17 protein-coding genes are annotated in these 17,381 nt (G+C 54.8%); 12 read left to right on the forward strand and 5 right to left on the reverse strand.

Features of this window, described 5'->3' with window-relative positions:
* Window positions 1-156 precede the first annotated feature (156 nt).
* The gene (locus MVB78_RS06485; RefSeq protein WP_297489522.1) at window positions 157-369 is read left to right on the forward strand and encodes a hypothetical protein; all 213 of its coding nucleotides are present in this window, start codon (window positions 157-159) and stop codon (window positions 367-369) included.
* Between the two features lie 12 nt (window positions 370-381).
* Entirely contained in the window at window positions 382-948 is a 567-nt protein-coding gene (locus MVB78_RS06490) for a hypothetical protein (RefSeq protein ID WP_297489524.1), read from the forward strand.
* 43 nt (window positions 949-991) lie between these two features.
* Here the strand turns inward: MVB78_RS06490 and MVB78_RS06495 are convergent, their stop codons facing one another.
* A complete protein-coding gene (locus tag MVB78_RS06495) occupies window positions 992-2,155 on the reverse strand; it encodes a hypothetical protein (protein ID WP_297489526.1) in 1,164 nt (387 codons plus the stop codon).
* Window positions 2,156-2,296: 141 nt separating this feature from the next.
* Window positions 2,297-2,632 carry an N-6 DNA methylase gene (locus tag MVB78_RS06500; protein ID WP_297489527.1) on the reverse strand — a complete coding sequence of 112 codons (336 nt, stop codon included), beginning with the start codon at window positions 2,630-2,632 and terminating at the stop codon, window positions 2,297-2,299.
* Between the two features lie 93 nt (window positions 2,633-2,725).
* Between MVB78_RS06500 and MVB78_RS06505 the strand changes: the two genes are divergently transcribed.
* The 4 genes from MVB78_RS06505 (at window position 2,726) to MVB78_RS06520 (ending at window position 7,042) form a co-directional block, all read left to right on the forward strand.
* Entirely contained in the window at window positions 2,726-3,988 is a 1,263-nt protein-coding gene (locus MVB78_RS06505) for an NAD(P)/FAD-dependent oxidoreductase (RefSeq protein ID WP_297489529.1), read from the forward strand.
* Window positions 3,989-4,109: 121 nt separating this feature from the next.
* Window positions 4,110-5,060 (forward strand): carbamate kinase, encoded by a 951-nt coding sequence (gene arcC / locus MVB78_RS06510; RefSeq protein WP_297489531.1) that lies wholly within the window; start codon window positions 4,110-4,112, stop codon window positions 5,058-5,060.
* 91 nt (window positions 5,061-5,151) lie between these two features.
* Window positions 5,152-6,363, forward strand: coding sequence for an inorganic phosphate transporter (locus MVB78_RS06515; protein WP_297489600.1), 1,212 nt, complete (start codon window positions 5,152-5,154; stop codon window positions 6,361-6,363).
* 4 nt (window positions 6,364-6,367) lie between these two features.
* A complete protein-coding gene (locus MVB78_RS06520) occupies window positions 6,368-7,042 on the forward strand; it encodes a TIGR00153 family protein (protein WP_297489533.1) in 675 nt (224 codons plus the stop codon).
* Between the two features lie 32 nt (window positions 7,043-7,074).
* On the opposite strand, the gene MVB78_RS06525 is transcribed toward MVB78_RS06520, so the two are convergent.
* Window positions 7,075-7,302, reverse strand: coding sequence for an Lrp/AsnC ligand binding domain-containing protein (locus MVB78_RS06525; RefSeq protein ID WP_011251002.1), 228 nt, complete (start codon window positions 7,300-7,302; stop codon window positions 7,075-7,077).
* 49 nt (window positions 7,303-7,351) lie between these two features.
* Here MVB78_RS06525 and MVB78_RS06530 point away from each other — a divergent pair, with 49 nt between their 5' ends.
* The gene (locus MVB78_RS06530; protein ID WP_297489535.1) at window positions 7,352-8,002 is read left to right on the forward strand and encodes a phosphotransferase; all 651 of its coding nucleotides are present in this window, start codon (window positions 7,352-7,354) and stop codon (window positions 8,000-8,002) included.
* On the opposite strand, the gene MVB78_RS06535 is transcribed toward MVB78_RS06530, so the two are convergent.
* Window positions 7,970-8,296, reverse strand: a complete 327-nt coding sequence (locus MVB78_RS06535) for a hypothetical protein (RefSeq protein WP_297489537.1) — start codon at window positions 8,294-8,296, stop codon at window positions 7,970-7,972. The two genes, MVB78_RS06530 and MVB78_RS06535, sit on opposite strands and share 33 nt — an antisense overlap.
* Window positions 8,297-8,361: 65 nt before the next feature.
* Between MVB78_RS06535 and MVB78_RS06540 the strand changes: the two genes are divergently transcribed.
* From MVB78_RS06540 to MVB78_RS06560, 5 genes are all read left to right on the forward strand, one after another.
* Window positions 8,362-10,224 (forward strand): S9 family peptidase, encoded by a 1,863-nt coding sequence (locus tag MVB78_RS06540; protein ID WP_297489539.1) that lies wholly within the window; start codon window positions 8,362-8,364, stop codon window positions 10,222-10,224.
* Between the two features lie 75 nt (window positions 10,225-10,299).
* Entirely contained in the window at window positions 10,300-11,685 is a 1,386-nt protein-coding gene (locus MVB78_RS06545; protein WP_297489541.1) for an OB-fold nucleic acid binding domain-containing protein, read from the forward strand.
* 103 nt (window positions 11,686-11,788) lie between these two features.
* Entirely contained in the window at window positions 11,789-13,717 is a 1,929-nt protein-coding gene (locus tag MVB78_RS06550) for an OB-fold nucleic acid binding domain-containing protein (protein WP_297489543.1), read from the forward strand.
* A gap of 2 nt (window positions 13,718-13,719) precedes the next feature.
* The gene (locus tag MVB78_RS06555) at window positions 13,720-15,042 is read left to right on the forward strand and encodes a tripartite tricarboxylate transporter permease (RefSeq protein ID WP_367271000.1); all 1,323 of its coding nucleotides are present in this window, start codon (window positions 13,720-13,722) and stop codon (window positions 15,040-15,042) included.
* Between the two features lie 5 nt (window positions 15,043-15,047).
* Window positions 15,048-16,448, forward strand: coding sequence for a metal-dependent hydrolase (locus MVB78_RS06560; protein ID WP_366940195.1), 1,401 nt, complete (start codon window positions 15,048-15,050; stop codon window positions 16,446-16,448).
* Here MVB78_RS06560 and MVB78_RS06565 read toward each other — a convergent pair whose 3' ends face one another.
* Window positions 16,449-17,300, reverse strand: coding sequence for a methyltransferase domain-containing protein (locus MVB78_RS06565; protein WP_297489548.1), 852 nt, complete (start codon window positions 17,298-17,300; stop codon window positions 16,449-16,451).
* Window positions 17,301-17,381 lie beyond the last annotated feature (81 nt).

Consider the following 17,381-nt stretch of genomic DNA (forward strand, 5'->3'; position numbering starts at 1 on the left):
TATGTGAACTATGGATCATAGGCCCCGCCTCAACAGGAAGCGAGGAGTTCGGGCCGGGTGGGGGCTCTGACGTCTTGTCCTCTGTTCTTTTCTTCTTGCTACATTGCAAGGGAAAGAGTTTAAATTCTATAGTAACAATAGGCCCGGGGGTTATCGATGACGGCAATCTGCGATGAACTTAGGAGCTTAACAATCAAGAACTTCTGCCGTAGGATTATTACATTGGCGAGGGAATCAGGTGGCTACTTTGAGCCGATTGCTCAGGAGTTTTTGGACGAGTATTACAAACTCGTTGAGACTCCGAGGATCAGGGGACACTCCCGGAAGGAGAGTACAGGCAGAAGGGAAACGCTTTTCGTGATTTCATAAGTGAGCTAATCTTTGTTAGGTCCGGAGGTACATATAGACTACTTGACAAAAAAAGTTCGGGGCTATACAGAGCGCAATCATGACGTGGATTTAGCTTACGTTGCTGGGGGCACAGTTCTTGTTGCGGGAGAAGTGAAAATGACGGGCAGTCCTCCCTACCTTAGGAGAAGTTACGTCCAGAAGGAAAGGAAGACTCAGAGTGACCTTGACAAGAGATTAAAGGAAGTAAAATTTACCGCCGTTGACCTGAAGCTTTATCACACTCCTAACGAGGTTATAGTTAAAATCTTATCCAGCGACGGGGATCTTTTATCCGCAACTCTACCTCTATGGTGGGACGAGTGGGTTAAAGCCTCAATTCCAGGTTTTTATTCATTTTGGGCATCGAGACTGGCGTCCGGACAGCTCAAGAACGGTAAAGTTGTAAACGCGGACAATCCTGATCTGCTCCTTGAGAAGTTTGATAGGCTACGGAAGTACAATAACGCCGTTGGTGTCTTTATGTTCAAAGAGGAGAACGACAGATACGTCCCAGTTGAGGTAGAGAATATAAAAAAAGCTAAATCTGATGATAGATAAGGCAATTGATGACTTAATTAGCTTTCTTGACTTCCACGTGGATTCATCTCCTTGATTTTTCAAGTCTATTTTTCCTTAAGTGTTCCCAGACTTCTGTAATCGTTTCAATCTCATCTCTGTGGAGCCCTAGTTCTCCTTCAAGCAAAATTTCATTGAGAATTTCAACGGCATCAGTGACCCTCCTCTTCCTGATAAGTGAGTCAACTTTCCCGCTGACGTTAATAATATCCTGATTGTCTTTGACACATGGAAGTACTACTCTCTCGGCCTCCCTCGGTTCAATCTTAAGTACTCCACCACCGTAGAACCTCCCGTTCAGCTCAAAAGAAGCCAGGGTTAGTGAATTATAGAATGACGTTACAACAACAGTAGGCTCAACGTTTTCTCTTAGGAACACTTGGTGAACTGTGTTCGTACTCGTAGCTTTCTTGTTGTCTATCTTGATTTCGTTGGCTGATGCTTTGGGGACATCGTGAATCATGTAGCTCATAAACACATCTGGAAAACGAACACCTGGAACTTCATACCATCTTTTCCTTATCCTAACTTTGTATCTCTCCTTTACTTTTAGTTCCTCCCCTCTGACTTTAAGGTAATCCCTAACGGATTGCGACAGCCTTTCCCAAGGCTCGGTTATGTAAAGCAAATGGCATTTTTGGCCAAGTTTGCATAAAAGTCTCCAATCGTTGTTTGTGGTTTTAGTACCTTGAATGTGCTCTGCACGCGAGATAAGTGGGACCAGGTACTTTTTCTCAATGTTCCACCTCTCAGCTTCTTGAGCGGTGAGCGTAAAAAATCTGTTGTCCCCTGTAACGACGCCAATGGTTACCTTTCCAAGTTCGTCTAGGGTCGTTATTTTGTCCCTTGTCTTCTCCATAATCTTCAGGTATGCTTTAAGAATGCGGGGAGGTATAATGTACTTAGTCCACTTCTCATCTGCCTTTGGACTAAAAGAAGTGTAGTTTTCAAATTCACCCTGAACGTCAATGCTAAGAAGGTCTTCTTCTGGGTTAACCGTTACAAACCAAACCTTAGGAGTTTTTGCATTGCCTTTCACTCCCATTAAGATAATCGTGTCCTCTAACACAGAAAACGCTCTTTTTTCGAAGGAGATTATGACAATGCTCTCAAAGTTTTTCAAAAGCCATTTCCTTAGAGGTTTGGCGTAGTTAACGTGTAACAACTTGGAGGGAAGGACCATCGTCATTCTTCCTCTTTTTTTTCAGGAATTTCCCTGCGTGTATAACGAATGGAACCCATGATGCCGTAAGTTCTGGTAAATCCACGCCCTCCTCGCTTGAGAGTTTTATTGCCTTCTTCCTGATATTACCCTTGAAGAGCTGATACCTTATGTATGGAGAGATGGGAGTTGTATGTCGAAGAAGTTGGAGTTAATAAGGGTTGGAACAACTCCAAACTCTGACAATAGCCTCCTCCGGGTTTCCTCAATCATATCCCTATCAAGTTCGATTCCATACACTTGATGTGGAATATCATCCGGTTGGGCTCCTAATGATAGAAGCTCCTGTATCGAGGCCTTCAGAAAGACTCCATCTCCACAACTTGGTTCTAATATTTTGTCCTTGGGTGTTTTAATCGCCCATCGAGCCATGAACTCGGCTATGGTTGGCGGAGTTAGTACCTGGCCTAAGCTCTTCACCCTGCTGGAAATTGTGGTCTCCATTTTCTCACCTACTCGAGTTCACTCGAGCGATCTGATAAACTTTATCCCAGCAACTCTTATAATCGGGTATTCGATTGTTGTTCAGGTGGTAGAATGAGGGCAGTCGTCATAGGCTCTGGAATCGGGGGGCTTTTGACGTCATCATTCCTAGCGAAAAACGGCTACGAGGTTACGGTCCTCGAGAAGGCTCCCTACCTCGGCGGTCGTTTCACAAATCTGAATTACAAAGGCTTCGGTCTCTCCACCGGTGCCTTCCACATGCTCCCGCACGGCGAGGACGGGCCTTTGGCTTACCTGCTAAAACTCCTCGGCGCGGACGTTACGATAGTGAACTCAAATCCGAAGGGTATGATTTTCTACGGAGGAGGGATCTTCCACTACCGCGAGGGCTGGAAGTATCTCGGCTGGAGGGAGAAGGCGAGGGCGGTAAAGCTCCTAGCAGATATCAAGAGGAACAAGTTGCCGACCGGCGAAGAGGCCGAGATGAGCGGACGGGAGTGGATAAGGGAGAAAATCGGAGACAACGAGTTCGTTGACCTCTTCATTAAAAGCTTCCTCGGCTGGGCCGACAGTGTCTTAGACGTTCCGGCGGGAGAGCTGGCGAGGGAGATAAAAGCGGCCCTGAAGTGGGGCGGCCCCGGTCTCATCAGGGGAGGCTGTAAAGCTGTAACGGATGAGCTGGCAAGGCTTACCGAGAAAAACGGCGGGAGAATACTCACGAGGAAGAGGGCAGTAGAGGTTGATCCCGATGGGAAGAAGGTTTTCACAGCTGATAACGAGGAGTTCCCCTACGATATCTTGATTTCCAACATCGGCATAAAGGAGACCGTCGAGCTCATCGGGCGGGAACACTTCGACCGCGATTATCTAAGGCGCGTTGATTCCCTTAAGCCAAGCGAGGGGATAAAGTACAACGTTGCCCTTAGAGGGGAGCCGAGGATTGGGAACACCGTCGTCTTCACCCTCGACACCGAGAGGATAAACGGCTACAACGAGCCTTCATCGCTGAGTCCCGAGCTTGCACCTGAAGGTTACACGCTGGTGATGCTTCACCATGCCCTCCAGAGCAGAAACCTCAAAGCAGAGCAGAGGAAGGGCATCGAGGACATCCACCACATATTTCCAAACCTCGATGAGGAAGGGGAGATCCTGCTAATTCAGACGTACCTCGACGGGAACCCGGTCAACAGGGTCGCGGGCGGGCAAACGGTAGAAGACTTCCCGGTTAGAAACGTCTATGTGGTGGGCGATGCGTACAGACCCGCCGGTGGGATAGAGGTCGAGGGGATAGCTTTGGGGGTCATGAAAACCCTCGAAAGGCTGGGCATTGGGAGTTTCAAGGGCTGGTACCCCTGAGCCGCTTTACTTTTGCCAAGCTTTTACTGCCTTTCCCGAACTTTTTTTCCATGGGGATCACCGGCACCTAACGAACGTTTTTATTCTGATGGGCCAACTCTCTCATCCGGGAGGTGAGGGCATGAGGAAGAGGGTCGTCATAGCGCTCGGGGGCAACGCGATTCTCCAGAGGGGCCAGAGAGGTACTTATGAAGAGCAGATGGAGAACGTGAGGAAGACGGCGAGGCAGATAGCCGAGATAATCCTCCACAACGACTACGAGGTTGTTATAACCCACGGCAACGGGCCCCAGGTTGGGGCTTTGCTCCTCCACATGGATGCCGGCCAGCAGGTTTACGGCATCCCGGCCCAGCCGATGGACGTTGCGGGGGCGATGACCCAGGGGCAGATTGGCTACATGATAGGCCAGGCCCTCATGAACGAGCTGCGAAAGAAGGGAGTTGAAAAGCCCGTTGCAACGGTTGTGACCCAGACGGTCGTTGAGGAGGACGATCCAGCATTTCAGAACCCGAGCAAGCCGGTTGGGCCGTTTTATGACGAGGAGACCGCAAAAAGACTTGCGGAGGAGAAGGGCTGGACTGTTGTAGAGGACGCCGGGAGGGGCTGGAGGCGCGTTGTTCCAAGCCCGGACCCAAAGGGCCACGTCGAGGCGCCGGTCATTCAGGATCTCGTTGAGAAGGGCTTCATAGTCATAGCGAGCGGAGGCGGTGGCGTCCCAGTTGTGGAAGAAAACGGCCAGCTTAAAGGCGTTGAGGCAGTCATAGACAAGGATTTGGCCGGTGAGAAGCTTGCAGAAGAGGTCAGCGCTGATATCTTCATGATCCTGACGGATGTGAACGGTGCCGCGATAAACTATGGGAAGCCTGACGAGAGGTGGCTCGGAAGAGTTACCGTGGGGGAGCTGAAGAAATACTACCTGGAGGGCCACTTCAGGAAGGGCAGCATGGGGCCCAAGGTTCTCGCCGCAATCCGCTTCATCGAATGGGGCGGTGAGAGGGCCGTTATAGCCTCGCTCGACCGGGCAGTTGAGGCCCTTGAGGGGAAAACCGGAACCCAGATTCTCCCCCTCTGATCTATATACCTCTATATGCCCTATTTTGTTGAATATATTCTACTGCGGCAAGGCATTTATAGGGCCCCTCCAATGGCCTTCGGTGGGGTTGATGGACTCATGGCTGGTGGTGACGTTAATCCTCGGTTTCTGGATGGCATGGAACATCGGCGCCAATGATGTGGCTAACTCAATGGGAGCGGCTGTGGGCGCTAAGGCCATAACACCGAAGCAGGCGGCAGTGATAGCGGGTATTATGAACTTTACCGGCGCTTATTTTTTCGGTAAGAGCGTCACGGAGACAATACGAAAGGGCATACTCCACGTGAACATGATACACGACCCCTGGGTAATAGTCTACGGCTCCTTGGCAGCCCTTCTGGCGGCTAGTACGTGGCTCATATTTGCAACTTACAACGGCCTGCCCGTGTCAACGACACACTCCATAATCGGCGGCGTGGTCGGTTATGGCTTAGTTTATGCTGGTACCTCCATAGTCTCCTGGGGTAAGCTTGGTCAAGTTGTTTCAAGCTGGATTCTCTCCCCGATATTTGGAGCTGTAATGGCGTTTCTGATTTTCAAGGCCATCAAGAGCACAATACTGATGAGGGATGACCCTCTAAAAAGCGCCCGGCACTGGGCTCCAGTTTGGATTGGATTGGCCTTTGTTGTTATCGGGACCATGTTTTATATGAAGGTGGTTCACGGTAAGAACCTCCTGCTTGGGATTCTGTACTACGGGATTCCAACTGGTGTGGCCGTGCTTGTTCTCAGCTATGTTCTAATCAGGGCGCACTTTGTTTCCAATGATCCATACATAGGGGTTGAGAGCATATTCAAGAAGGTTCAGGTTGTCACATCAGCCTACGTTGCACTTGCCCATGGCTCAAACGATGTTGCCAACGCGATAGGGCCTGTGGCTGCTGTATACACCGTGGCAACGATGGGCATGGTCGGGATGAAGGCCCCCGTTGCAAGATGGATACTCGCCATGGGAGGTCTTGGGATAGCAGTTGGCATATTTATGTACGGCTACCGTGTCATGGAGACAGTTGGGAAGAGGATAACTGAGCTTACCAACACGCGCGGTTTTTCCATAGATTTCTCGGCTGCGACCGTTATATTAATAGCGAGCTGGCTCGGCATGCCGATCTCAACGACCCACACGGTTGTCGGTGCTGTCATAGGGGTGGGCCTCGCCAGGGGGATAAAGGCAATAAACAAGGCCGTCGTCTACGATATAATAATCTCGTGGTTCGTGACGGTACCTGTGGCGGCAGCCATAAGCGCCGTGATATTCAAGCTCCTAATTCTGGTGGGGTGATAGGATGCAGGTCTGGACGAAGCTCTTCGCCAAGAGCCCCTTCAAGCCCCTGATAAAGCACGCAGAAGTGGTCCTTGAGACTGTTGAGACCCTTGAGGAGGCCCTCAGGGCCTGGCATGAGGGGAACTATGAAGACATGGAAAAGCTTGCCGTCGAAGTAGACCGGCTTGAGGACGTCGCAGACAGGATAAAAGAGGAGATAAGGGACTCCCTGAGCTCAAGACTCATGATGGCCGTTTCTCGGGGGGACGTCCTGGTGTACCTGCACATGCAGGACAAGGTGGCCGATGCCGCCGAGGACACAGCTAAGTGGCTGCTCGTTGGCAGGCCTGGGGAGCTACCCCCCGAACTGAAGGATCTGATCCTTGAGATGGGCGTGAAGAGCATAAGGGCCGCCAAGCTCGTTTACGACGCCATAGTGCAGATGGACAGGGTCATAGAGAGCGGTTTTTCGGAGGAGGAGATAGGCAAGGAATACGAGATAATACACGAGATCGAGGGGGTCGAAAAAGAGATAGACGAGCTCGACACGAGGCTCATGAGGAGGGTATTTGAGCTCGCCAACCGGCTGGACTGGGGAACGGGCCTCTACATCCTCAACATAGCGAGAACGCTGAGCAACATCTCGGACAAGGCGAAGGACTCCGCGGAGAGGATAAGGCTCATGATGAACAGATGAGCTCCCGTAGAATGAGAAGGAAGGGAAGGGGTTCAGATGGCTATCATCGTTGATGTCATCTGGATCTCGGGCATGCGCCTTATCTTCTCCGTTATGAACTGGTCGAGGTCCTTGAGCGTTTCAGTCTCGACCTTGACGACGAGATCGTACTCGCCGTAAACGACGTACGCCTCCTTAACCTCGGGCATTGCGAGGAGCTTCTCCATGACTTCCCTTTCCTTTCCAGCGGCCGTGACCATCAAAATAAAAGCCGTCACCATGGCTATCACCAAAAGTATTTTATTGGCTGTGGTATTTAAGCTTATCGAGATGAGAACCTGGTCAGGGATTTTGGGGGAGCTTCTCGAAGAGTTTAAGGATGAGATGGGGAGAATCGGAATCCGAAACATTGAACCCCTCTCAAAGGGAACGAGCAGCGTGGTTCTCTTGGGGAGACTCCCGGGGAGGAAGGTGGTCGTAAAACTGCAGAGGCCTGACTCCCCGAGGAGGAACCTCTTCAAGGAGGCCGCGCTCACCCGGGCGATAGAGCCCTTCGGGATAACGCCCCCTCCAATCTGCGCGGGCACTTTCCGGGGCCTTGAGTACTTAGTCAGGGACTTCGTTGAGGGGGAGCCTATCCTAACCGCGAGGGTGAGGAGAAGGCACGTATTTGAGATAGCCCTCAAGACCGCCGCCCTCGACCGGCTCCGCCTTGATCACGGCCAAATACAGGGGGGAAAGCACGTGATAATCGGCAGGGGGACCTGGGTAATAGACTTCGAGAAGGCCAACTGGAGGAAGCCGAAGAACCTGACCTCGGCCATGTCAATGCTCTTCCTCGGGAAGAACGCCGTCTCGTTGAGAATCAGGGAAAGGTTCGGTGTGGACGGGGCCTTTCTTGAGGAGCTCAGGAGGGAGCTTCTGAACTACAAGAGGGGGAAGGGCATCTCAGGCCTTCTGGGCCTCCTTTCCACTCTTTAGCCTGTCCGCGTAGAGGGCCAATATGGGCACCACTATCGCCAGCGTTATCAGGCCCAGCCTCGGATCCCAGAGGTAGTTGAAGGCTATGATGACGAGAACCGCTATGACTATCATGATGAACAGATCCCTGTCGTAGAGCCGCGAGCTCGCGAGTATGTTCTGGTGTCTCGCGATGTAGGCGAGGTAGGCCGGTATGCCGAGGGCCGCTATGAGGACCCCGTAGTAGGTTTTGAGGGCTATTGAAACGACCATTCCCAAGGTGAATATCACTGCAACAGCCGTGGTCTCCCTCATGCTCTCACCCCGCGGGGTTACCCTTAAATACTTTTAAGGCTCTCTGATACCTGGGTGATACCGTTATGAGCAATATCGAATGGAACGAGAAGACCTTTTCGAGGTTCGCCTACCTCGGCGACCCGAGGATAAGTGGCGACTTCGTAGCCTACACCCTGACGAAGGTGAACATGGAGGACAACAAGTACGAGAGCACGGTCGTCGTCGAGAACCTTGAGAAAGGTTCGAGGCGCTTCGTCGAGAACGCCTCGATGCCGAGGATTTCTCCCGATGGCAAAAAGCTCGCCTTCACGCGCTTTAACGATGACAAGAAGGCAACCGAGATATGGGTGGCTGAGCTGGAAAACCTGAGCTCGAAGAAAGTTCTCACCGCCAAAAACGTCCGCTCCATCGAGTGGAACGATGATTCGAGGAGGCTCCTCGTTGTGGGCTTCAAGAGGAACGATGACGAGGACTTCGTCTTTGATAGCGATGTCCCCTACTGGTTCGACAACATGGGCTTCCTCGACGGGGAGAAGACGACCTTCTGGATACTCGATACCGAGGGCGAGGAAATCGTCGAGGAGTTCGAGAAGCCCCGCTTTTCGAGCGGAATCTGGCACGGCGATGGAGTTGTCATCAACGTCCCCCACCGCGAGGCTTCAAAGCCGGAGCTCTTCAAGTTCTGGGACATCTACCTCTGGAAGGACGGAGACGAGGAGAAGCTCTTCGAGAGGGTCTCCTTCGAGGCGATAGATTCCGACGGGAAGGGACTGCTCCTCCGGGGGAAGAGGGAGAAGAAGTACCTGAGTGAGCACGACTGGCTCTACCTCTGGGACGGCGAGCTAAAAGCGGTCTACGAGGGACCGCTGGATGTTTACTCTGCCAAGCTCGACGGTGGGAGGGTTTACTTCCTCGTTCCGGACTCTGGAAGGGTGAACCTCTACCTCTGGGACGGGAAGGCCGAACCGGCTGTTGTCGGCGACCACTGGATTTACGGCCTCGACGTGGACGACGGCAGGGCGATTCTCCTCATAATGACTGCAACGAGAATTGGCGAGCTCTACCTCTACGACGGCGAGCTTAAGCATATTACAGACTACAACGGGCCGATGTTTGCCAAGCTGAAGACCTTCGAGCCGAGGCACTTCAGGTTCAAGAGCCTTGACCTTGAGATAGACGGCTGGTACCTTAAACCCGAGCTTAAGGAGAACGAAAAGGCACCCGTCATCGTTTTCGTCCACGGCGGGCCCAAGGGCATGTACGGGCACCGCTTCGTCTACGAGATGCAGCTCATGGCGAGCAAAGGCTACTACGTAGTCTTCGTTAACCCGCGCGGAAGCGACGGCTACACCGAAGACTTCGCGCTGAGAGTTCTTGAGAGAACGGGCCTTGAGGACTTCCAGGACATTCTCAACGGCATAGAGGAGTTCTTCAAGCTTGAACCTCAGGCAGACCGCGAGAGGGTTGGAATAACGGGCATAAGCTACGGCGGCTACATGACCAACTGGGCGTTAACACAGAGCGACCTCTTTAAAGCGGGAATAAGCGAGAACGGTATAAGCTACTGGCTCACCAGCTACGCCTTCTCGGACATAGGCCTCTGGTTCGACGTCGAGGTAATCGGGCAAAACCCGCTCGAAAACGAGAACTTCAGAAAGCTGAGCCCCCTATTCTACGCGAAGAACGTTAAGGCACCTATCCTGATTATCCACTCTCTTGAGGACTACCGCTGTCCCCTCGACCAGAGTTTGATGTTCTACAACGTTCTCAAAGACCTCGGCAGGGAAGCCTACTTAGCGGTCTTCAAGAAGGGGCCGCACGGCCACAGCATCAGAGGGAGCCCTAAGCACCGTTCAAAGCGCTACAAGCTCTTTGCTGAGTTCTTCGAGAGGAAGCTGAAGAAGTATGAGGAGGGCTTTGAGGTGAAGGGCCTTTTGAAGAGCTGATCCCTTTCTCTTCATCTACTCTTTCAGACCCACACCTGAGAAAGAGCTTTAATGGCCTCCACCGATTTTCGGTGGGTGGTTCCTGTGAAGGTAAAGGCTCTAATGGCCCTGTTAGTGGTGGGTCTCGTCCTCCTCTCAGCGGGTTGCCTCGGTGGAGGGGGAAAGACCACGGGCTCAAGCGGGAGTAGTGCTGTCAGCTCAAAGTCGAGCAGCTCTTCAAGCGTCCCAACTGGCAGTACGTCCTCAACGACGTCCAGCCCATGGATCCCAGAGGTCTCGATCTTCAACCTCGGGAAGTTCATAGGAAAAAACGTCACGGTGAAGGGGAAGTTCGTGGGCATTGGCTACAACTCAACGAGCCACACGTACGTCCTCACGATAGAGGGCGATGGAAGGAAGGTCAGGATCATAGCGAAGCGCAGCCTGCTCTCCGTCCTCAACCCCATCACCGTCGGAGTCGGGACAACCGTTAAAGTCACGGGAGAGGTCAAAGACGCCGATGAGATGATGGCTAAGGAGATCGTGCTCTTAGAGCCGCTTCAGTCGCCCAAGCTTCTCCCGATAGGGAACGTAAAGGAGGACATGCTCGGCGAGATAGTCGTCGTTGAGGGCAACGTGAAGGAGCTGAAGGAGATAGGCTCAAACCTCAAGCTCGTTTTAGACGACGGGACCGGGGAGATAGCCGTTTTCATACCCGGCTCAGTCGTCAGGGAGCTCTCAAACGACACGCGCTCCAAGCTGAAGGAGGGCCTCGGCGTTGAGGTCGGCGGCTACCTCGATGAGTACAAGGGAACCCTTGAGATCATACCCTACACGGCCTCGGGAATCAGACCCCTCGGAAAGCCACTGGGCGTAACGACGAGCTCCCCCGCGACCTCGACAACCTCAACCGCTGAAACCGGCGGAGGGGTCAAGTGGGTCACCGTTGCTGGCCTTTCAAACGCCTCCGGCGAGGTCTACCTAAACGCCACCTGGGTGAAGCTCTACTACTCCAACCACAACTACCTCATGGAGGTCTCAGACGAAAGCGGGAAGGCCAACCTCACGGTTTCAAGGGATCTCCTTCCGAACCCTGCGGAGGATGGAACAGGGAGCCTGCTGGAGCTCGTTGTGGACGCGCCCTCAATGATCATCAAGAACCTCTCCGTGCTGAACCCGAACCCATCGCCCCTCCTCAGCACAGCTAACATCACCCCCGAGCTGATGGGCAGGACCGTTGTGGTCGAGGGGGAGATCTCGGGCTTCAAGACAATAGGGGCCAACCTTAAGTTCACGGTGGTTGACGGAACCGGCAACGTCACGGTTTTCGTGCCATCATCAGTGGCCGGGAAGCTTCCTTCCGACCTCAGGGAAGGGCTCGGCGATGGCGCCAAGGTCACGGTGGCCGGCTACGTTACCGAGTACAAGGGGACGATCGAGATAATCCCGTACTCCCCGGAGGGCCTGAAGCTCTCCCGCTGACCCTTTCTTTTTCACCGTCCAATTATATACACGAAAATGTTAAAAGCATCCCCTCGAACTCCCTTGCTACGCTTCAAATCTCGCCGCGAGGAGGTGTTGTGAGATGGGGTCAAGCGATTCAAATCGACGGGAAGACTCTGTAAAGGGCGAAAAAAAGCTTTATTATCACGGATTAATCGAGCAGAAGAGGATAGACATCTCAAAGCTTAAGGTTCTCTCCATCATCTTAGCCGTCGCTGGGCTCGCCGTCATACTCATAGCGGCCCAGAGCGCCCAGGCCCCGCTCGCAAAGGTGGGGGACGTCTACGGCAACTACCTCATGAACTACGCAGTTGTTAGGGTTGAGGGCAACGTCAGCGAGGTGCCCTCGGTCTCAGAAAGCGGCGGCAAGCTCTCCATCATCTTCAGCGTGAACGACGGAACCGGGAGCCTGGACGTAAGGGTCTACTCACCGGTGGCTGAGAGGATGATAAGAGAGGGAAAGATCCCGATGCCGGGCGACAGGGTCGAGGCGGAGGTTCAGCTCAGGGTCAGGGAGACCTACACCTACGGCATCCTCAACTACCTCGGCGGCCTCAAGTTCATAGGAAAGGCCTACTCCCCGAACCCAGAGAGGGTGAGCTCCCTCGATAAGTCCCTCTCCCACCGCTACGTAATGGTCGAGGGCATGGTTGAGGACTCAAGGGAGGTCTCAAGGGGCCTCCTCTTCGACGTCGATACAGGCGGGGGAAAGGTCACGGTTCTCCTCCCGAAGGTTCTCTACGTTCTCTCGGGGAAGCCAAACGTAACTGCAGGTGACTCGGTCAGCGTCGCGGGGATTGTCTACCTCTACAGGGGCAGCAGCCCAGAGCTCGTTGTTAGGAACCTCTCCGAGGTGAGGGTCAAAAGGCTGGAGGCCAGGGAGGTTCCCCTGAGTGAGGTCGCCTCGCACGAGGGCGAGGTCATAGAAACGACCGGGAGGCTCGGGAGGATAAGCTACGACCCAGGCACAAAGGAGTACCTCGTTGCCCTCACAGACGGTTCCAACGTTACGGCGGTCGCAAGCAGGGAGGTTCTCTCCGGGATAGACCCCCTCAAGGCCGGAACGGGAAGCGAGGTCAGGGCAGTTGGGAAGGTGGTCGGCGGTAAGATAAAGGCCACGAAGTTCGAGGTCGTGAAGCCCGTCCCGCCGCGCATCTCAAAGGTCTCGGAGCTCACGTCCTCTGAGCTCGGGAAGATAGTGGTCGTAGAGGGCAACGTGGTGGACGTGACTTCAATAGGCTCGAACCTCAAGCTGACCCTGAGCGATGGTAGCGGGAAGATAGCGGTCTTCATCCCATCCCCGGTCGTTTCAGAGCTGGGCGATGAGGTTTCAAAGATCAAACCAGGGCTCGGGCTGAGGGTGGCCGGCTACCTCACCGAGTACAGGGGAAGCCTTGAGATAGTCCCCTACACCGGGGCTGGGGTAGTGACCTACGGGGAGCCCGTCGGCGGAAGCGGGGGAAGCGCAGCCCACACCGCAACCTACACCAAGCTCTCGGAGCTCTCAAGCGCCTCAGGAACCGTAAAGCTGCGGGTGAAGTGGCTCGGCGTTTACTACTCAAAGCCGAACTACCTGATCGAGGTGAGCGACGGGAGCGGAACCGCGAACCTAAGCATAAAAAGGAGCCTCATCCCCAACCCCCTCAAGGCGGGAACGGGCAGCGAACTCGAGGTAACCTACGACGCGGACGCAAAGGAGGTAACCGGCGTTGAGGTGGTATCGGGCGTCGCCTCGCCGAAGCTCCAAACTGGAGAGGTGAGCACGGGCTACCTCGGAAAGACGGTGGTTGTGGAGGGGGTTGTCAGGGGCGTCTACCAGGGCTCGACCTTCGTGAAGCTGACCATCGACGACGGGAGCGGCGAGCTGACCGTATTCATACCGAAGAGCGTTGCCGGCGACAAGACCTTCAGCGAGGGGCAGACAGTGAAGGTCGGCGGCTACGTAACCGAATACCGCGGGAGCGTCGAGGTGGTTCCCTACCGCGGGGACGGTATAATCCTGGAGGGATGAAGATGCTCCCGGTGTCCCAGCTCATCCTCTGGTCATTAATCGGTGTCGTCTTCGGCTCGCTGATATCCTGGATACCGGGGTTCCACATATTCAACATAATGGCCCTCTTGGTGGCCGTGTTTGGGGTCGGCTCGCTGATGCCGGTGAGCGCCTTCCCCTTCTTTGCCATCGGAAGTATAGTGGCCTACGCCTACGTCAGTGCCATTTCGAGCGTTTACTTCAGCGTTGCAGACGAGAGCGCGGTTTTCCTCCTCTTCCCAACCCAGAGGTATCTCCTGCTCGGCAGGGGTCATGAGGCCGTCATGCTCTACCTAATAGGCGCTGTCACCGGAACTTTGATACTCGTCCTCAGCGCGGTCTTCATCTTCCCAAAGGTGCTGCCGCCGATATACCAGGCGACGAGCCCCTACATCACCTACTTCCTCACGGCAATAGTGGTCTTCATGTTCATGAGCGAGTGGCCCAAGGAGGGCGACAGGGGCAGAGGGGCCGGAGAAAGGCTGTGGCTGGCATGGAGGCAGATACTCGGCGGAATAGCGGTTTTCTTCCTCGCCGGAATCCTGGGCTTCGCAGTTATGAACACCAACCTCCTCCCCTCCACAAGCGCCTACACGAGGCTCACGCCGATGTTCATAGGCTTCTTTGGGATGTCGTGGGTTCTGCTCAACATACTCTCGAACCCCCCGATGCTCGAGCAGGTGGTCGATGACAGGGTCGAGAGCAGCCACTACAACATAGCGAAGGCGAGCTTCGGCGGGGCCCTCGGGGGAACGATAGCGGCGATCTACCCCATAATCACCGGTGGAATGGGGGCATTAATAGCGGGCCACATGACGAGCCAGAGGGGCGACGACGCCTTCATAATAAGCCAGGGCGTCAACAGGGTCATCTACTACGTCGGGGCTTTTACTCTGCTCTTCCTGCCCGACCTGCGCCTCACGAGGGGAGCGGCAGCCTGGCTCGTAAGCTCGGTCTACACCCCGAAGAGCTACTCCGAGTACCTCGCCGCGGTTGGGGTCATACTCCTCAGCGCTGGCATAAGCTTCCTCTTCGCCTACTACCTCTCCAAGGGCATCGCCAAAACCTTCAGGGTGGTGCACATCAAGAGGCTCTCCTACATCGTGGCGGTTCTCCTGGTCGGGATATCCTACGTCCTGACGGGGCCGATGGGGGTTCTTGTTCTCTTCGTCTCAGCGGCCATAGGCCTCATGGCAGCGGCCTTCAACACGAGGAGGAGCTACTGCCTCGGCGGACTGATACTCCCGGTGCTCATCAGCATGACCGGGCACACGGGAACCTTCATGCACCTGCTCGGACTGGGGTGATGAAGATGAGGGGTTTCACGCACTACATCTCGGGCCTCGCCGCGGTTACCTTCTTCCCCTCCTTAGTGGCCGACCTCAGAATGGGTATCCTGATCCCGGTCATAGCGGCTGCAGCAGCCTACTTCCCGGACTTCATGGACTTCAAGTTCGGCAAGTTCCTCTCCAGGAGGGACTACGAGATAGACCCGGCCCCATGGGACGAGAAGAAGCACTACGCGCCCAAGATCGTGAAGATCGGTGAGCTCAGCGAGGCCAACAGGTACCAGTTCTTCGCCCTCAGGGGGATCGTAAGGGAGGTGCTCACAAAGGGCTCGGGAGTGCTGAGCTACAGCGTTGTGAAGGAAGACGGCACCGTCGAGACGGTCAGCGAGGAGTACAAGAGCGTGGTATTCACCCTCGACGACGGAACGGGCAGAATAACAGTTGAGGCCTTCGGGGACGACTACAGGTTCTTTGAGGAGGAGTTCGGCAAAATAGAGGAAGGAAAGGAGATGCTGGTCTTCGGCTACATAGACGTGGACGACGAGGGGAAGCTGGAGCTCGTGGTCAGCGACGCACCCCACCCGCAGGGCATAGCCGACACCATAGCGAGGGCCATAGAGGAAGCCTACAGGGAGGGCGAGAGGATAGTTAAGATACACAACGTCCGCCTTCCAGGGGACGTTTACAGGCGCTTCTGGGTTCACCTCGACCCTCCAAAGAGGGAAGTCCGCGTTGAGATGGGGCCGATAGTTACCCCGGGCGGCGTCTCCATAGGGGGCGAGGTTCCGGAGTACAGGAGGTACGGGGTGGCGAAGGTCGGCGTCCCCTTCATCAAGACCTATCCAAAACCCACGAGGGTGGATTCTTTCTCAGGTCCAGAGATAGCCTTCAGAAGGTCCGAGTTCAGGGGAAGGAAGGTCGTCAAGGACAGGTTCCTCCCGTGGCACCACGGCTTCAGCCACTCAATGACAATGGGCCTGATAATAGCGGCGGTGGTCTTCGCCTTCTTCAAGTTGATAGGCTATTCCCACGCCCTTGACCTCGCCCTCGCCTCGATGATAGGCCAGTGGCTCCACGTCTTCGAGGATCAGCTCGGCTTCATGGGCAGCAACCTCTTCCCCCCGCTGACAAAGGATGTCATCCCGGGATTCAAGCTCGGTGAGAGCGGCAGCGGCTTAACCAACTTCTCCACGGCCTGGCTGATGATAGCGCTGATGATATGGAACTTCAACCGCTTCACCCAGCCGAGGCCAATCCCCGTGGGCGACGTTGAGCTCCTGCTCCTCCTCATCTGGCCTTCCCTGATAGGCTTCGCCATCGCAGTGATCAAGAGCTTCCAGCTGAGGAGGGAGGTTAGCCGCCTGATGGACTACTACACGAACCTTGAGGCCTTCGAGGAGATGGAGGAAGTCGGGGGAATCTGATCATTTCCCTTTCTCGGGCTTTCTCGCCACCACCCCAAGGGCCTCCCTAACCCTTTTTACCCCGACGAAGCCTGCTTTCCTAAGCCTCTCCATGACGCCCTTCTGCAGGTCCTTTCCCCTGTACCTACCCCCGGGGTTCCCCACGTAGTGGAAAAGCCTCCCGCCGGGCCTTAAGACCCTGTAAAGCTCGCGGTAAAACTCCTCCGAGTAGAGCTCACCGGCAAGTGAGAACCTCGGTGGGTCGTGGATCACTGCGTCAAAGCTCCCCTCCCTGAACTTTTTAACGACCTCGAAGACGTCCCCCCGGACCACCTGAACCTTTCCGCCAGTGAAGAGCTCCCGGCTCCATGGGTTGATCTTAGCCAGCTCGAGGACGTTCGAGTCCTTCTCCACGGTTATGACGTAGGCTCCACGTTTTGAGGCCTCTATGGCAGTGTAGCCTAAGCCCATGCAGGTATCGAGAACGGTCTCGCCTTCCCCGGGCTTTACCGCTTCAACCTTTCTCCTCGCGTCCCTGAGGGGGTTCGTTCCCTTCGTCCTGTGCATCCTTATCCCGTCTATCTCTATCGTCGGGGGCACGGTGGGAACGAGCTTGTAGTAGTGCCTCCCGGCGATGGCGGCCTTGTAAACGGCCCCTCCCCTTACGAAGTAGAGCGTAGACTCATCCTTGGCTATCCTCTCGATAACCGCCCTCTCCACCCTCGTCCCGTCCGGGAACAGAAAGGCCTCCCCCCGGCGGAGCACCTCGAACGTCCTGTTGGTCTTCCTTAGGTCAAGGTTTAGCCTGGCGCCTTCCCTTGAGAGCAGCAGCCTCAGGGCGTCTCCAGGGAGTATGAAGTAGATCCCCTCCATGATCCCACCTCCGGCACCCCGTATAAAACGCTTTCCGCGGGAAAAATGTTAAAACCGGGGCTGTTCAAAATTAGGGTTGTA

The organism is Thermococcus sp. (assembly GCF_026991495.1).
Lineage (GTDB): Archaea > Methanobacteriota_B > Thermococci > Thermococcales > Thermococcaceae > Thermococcus.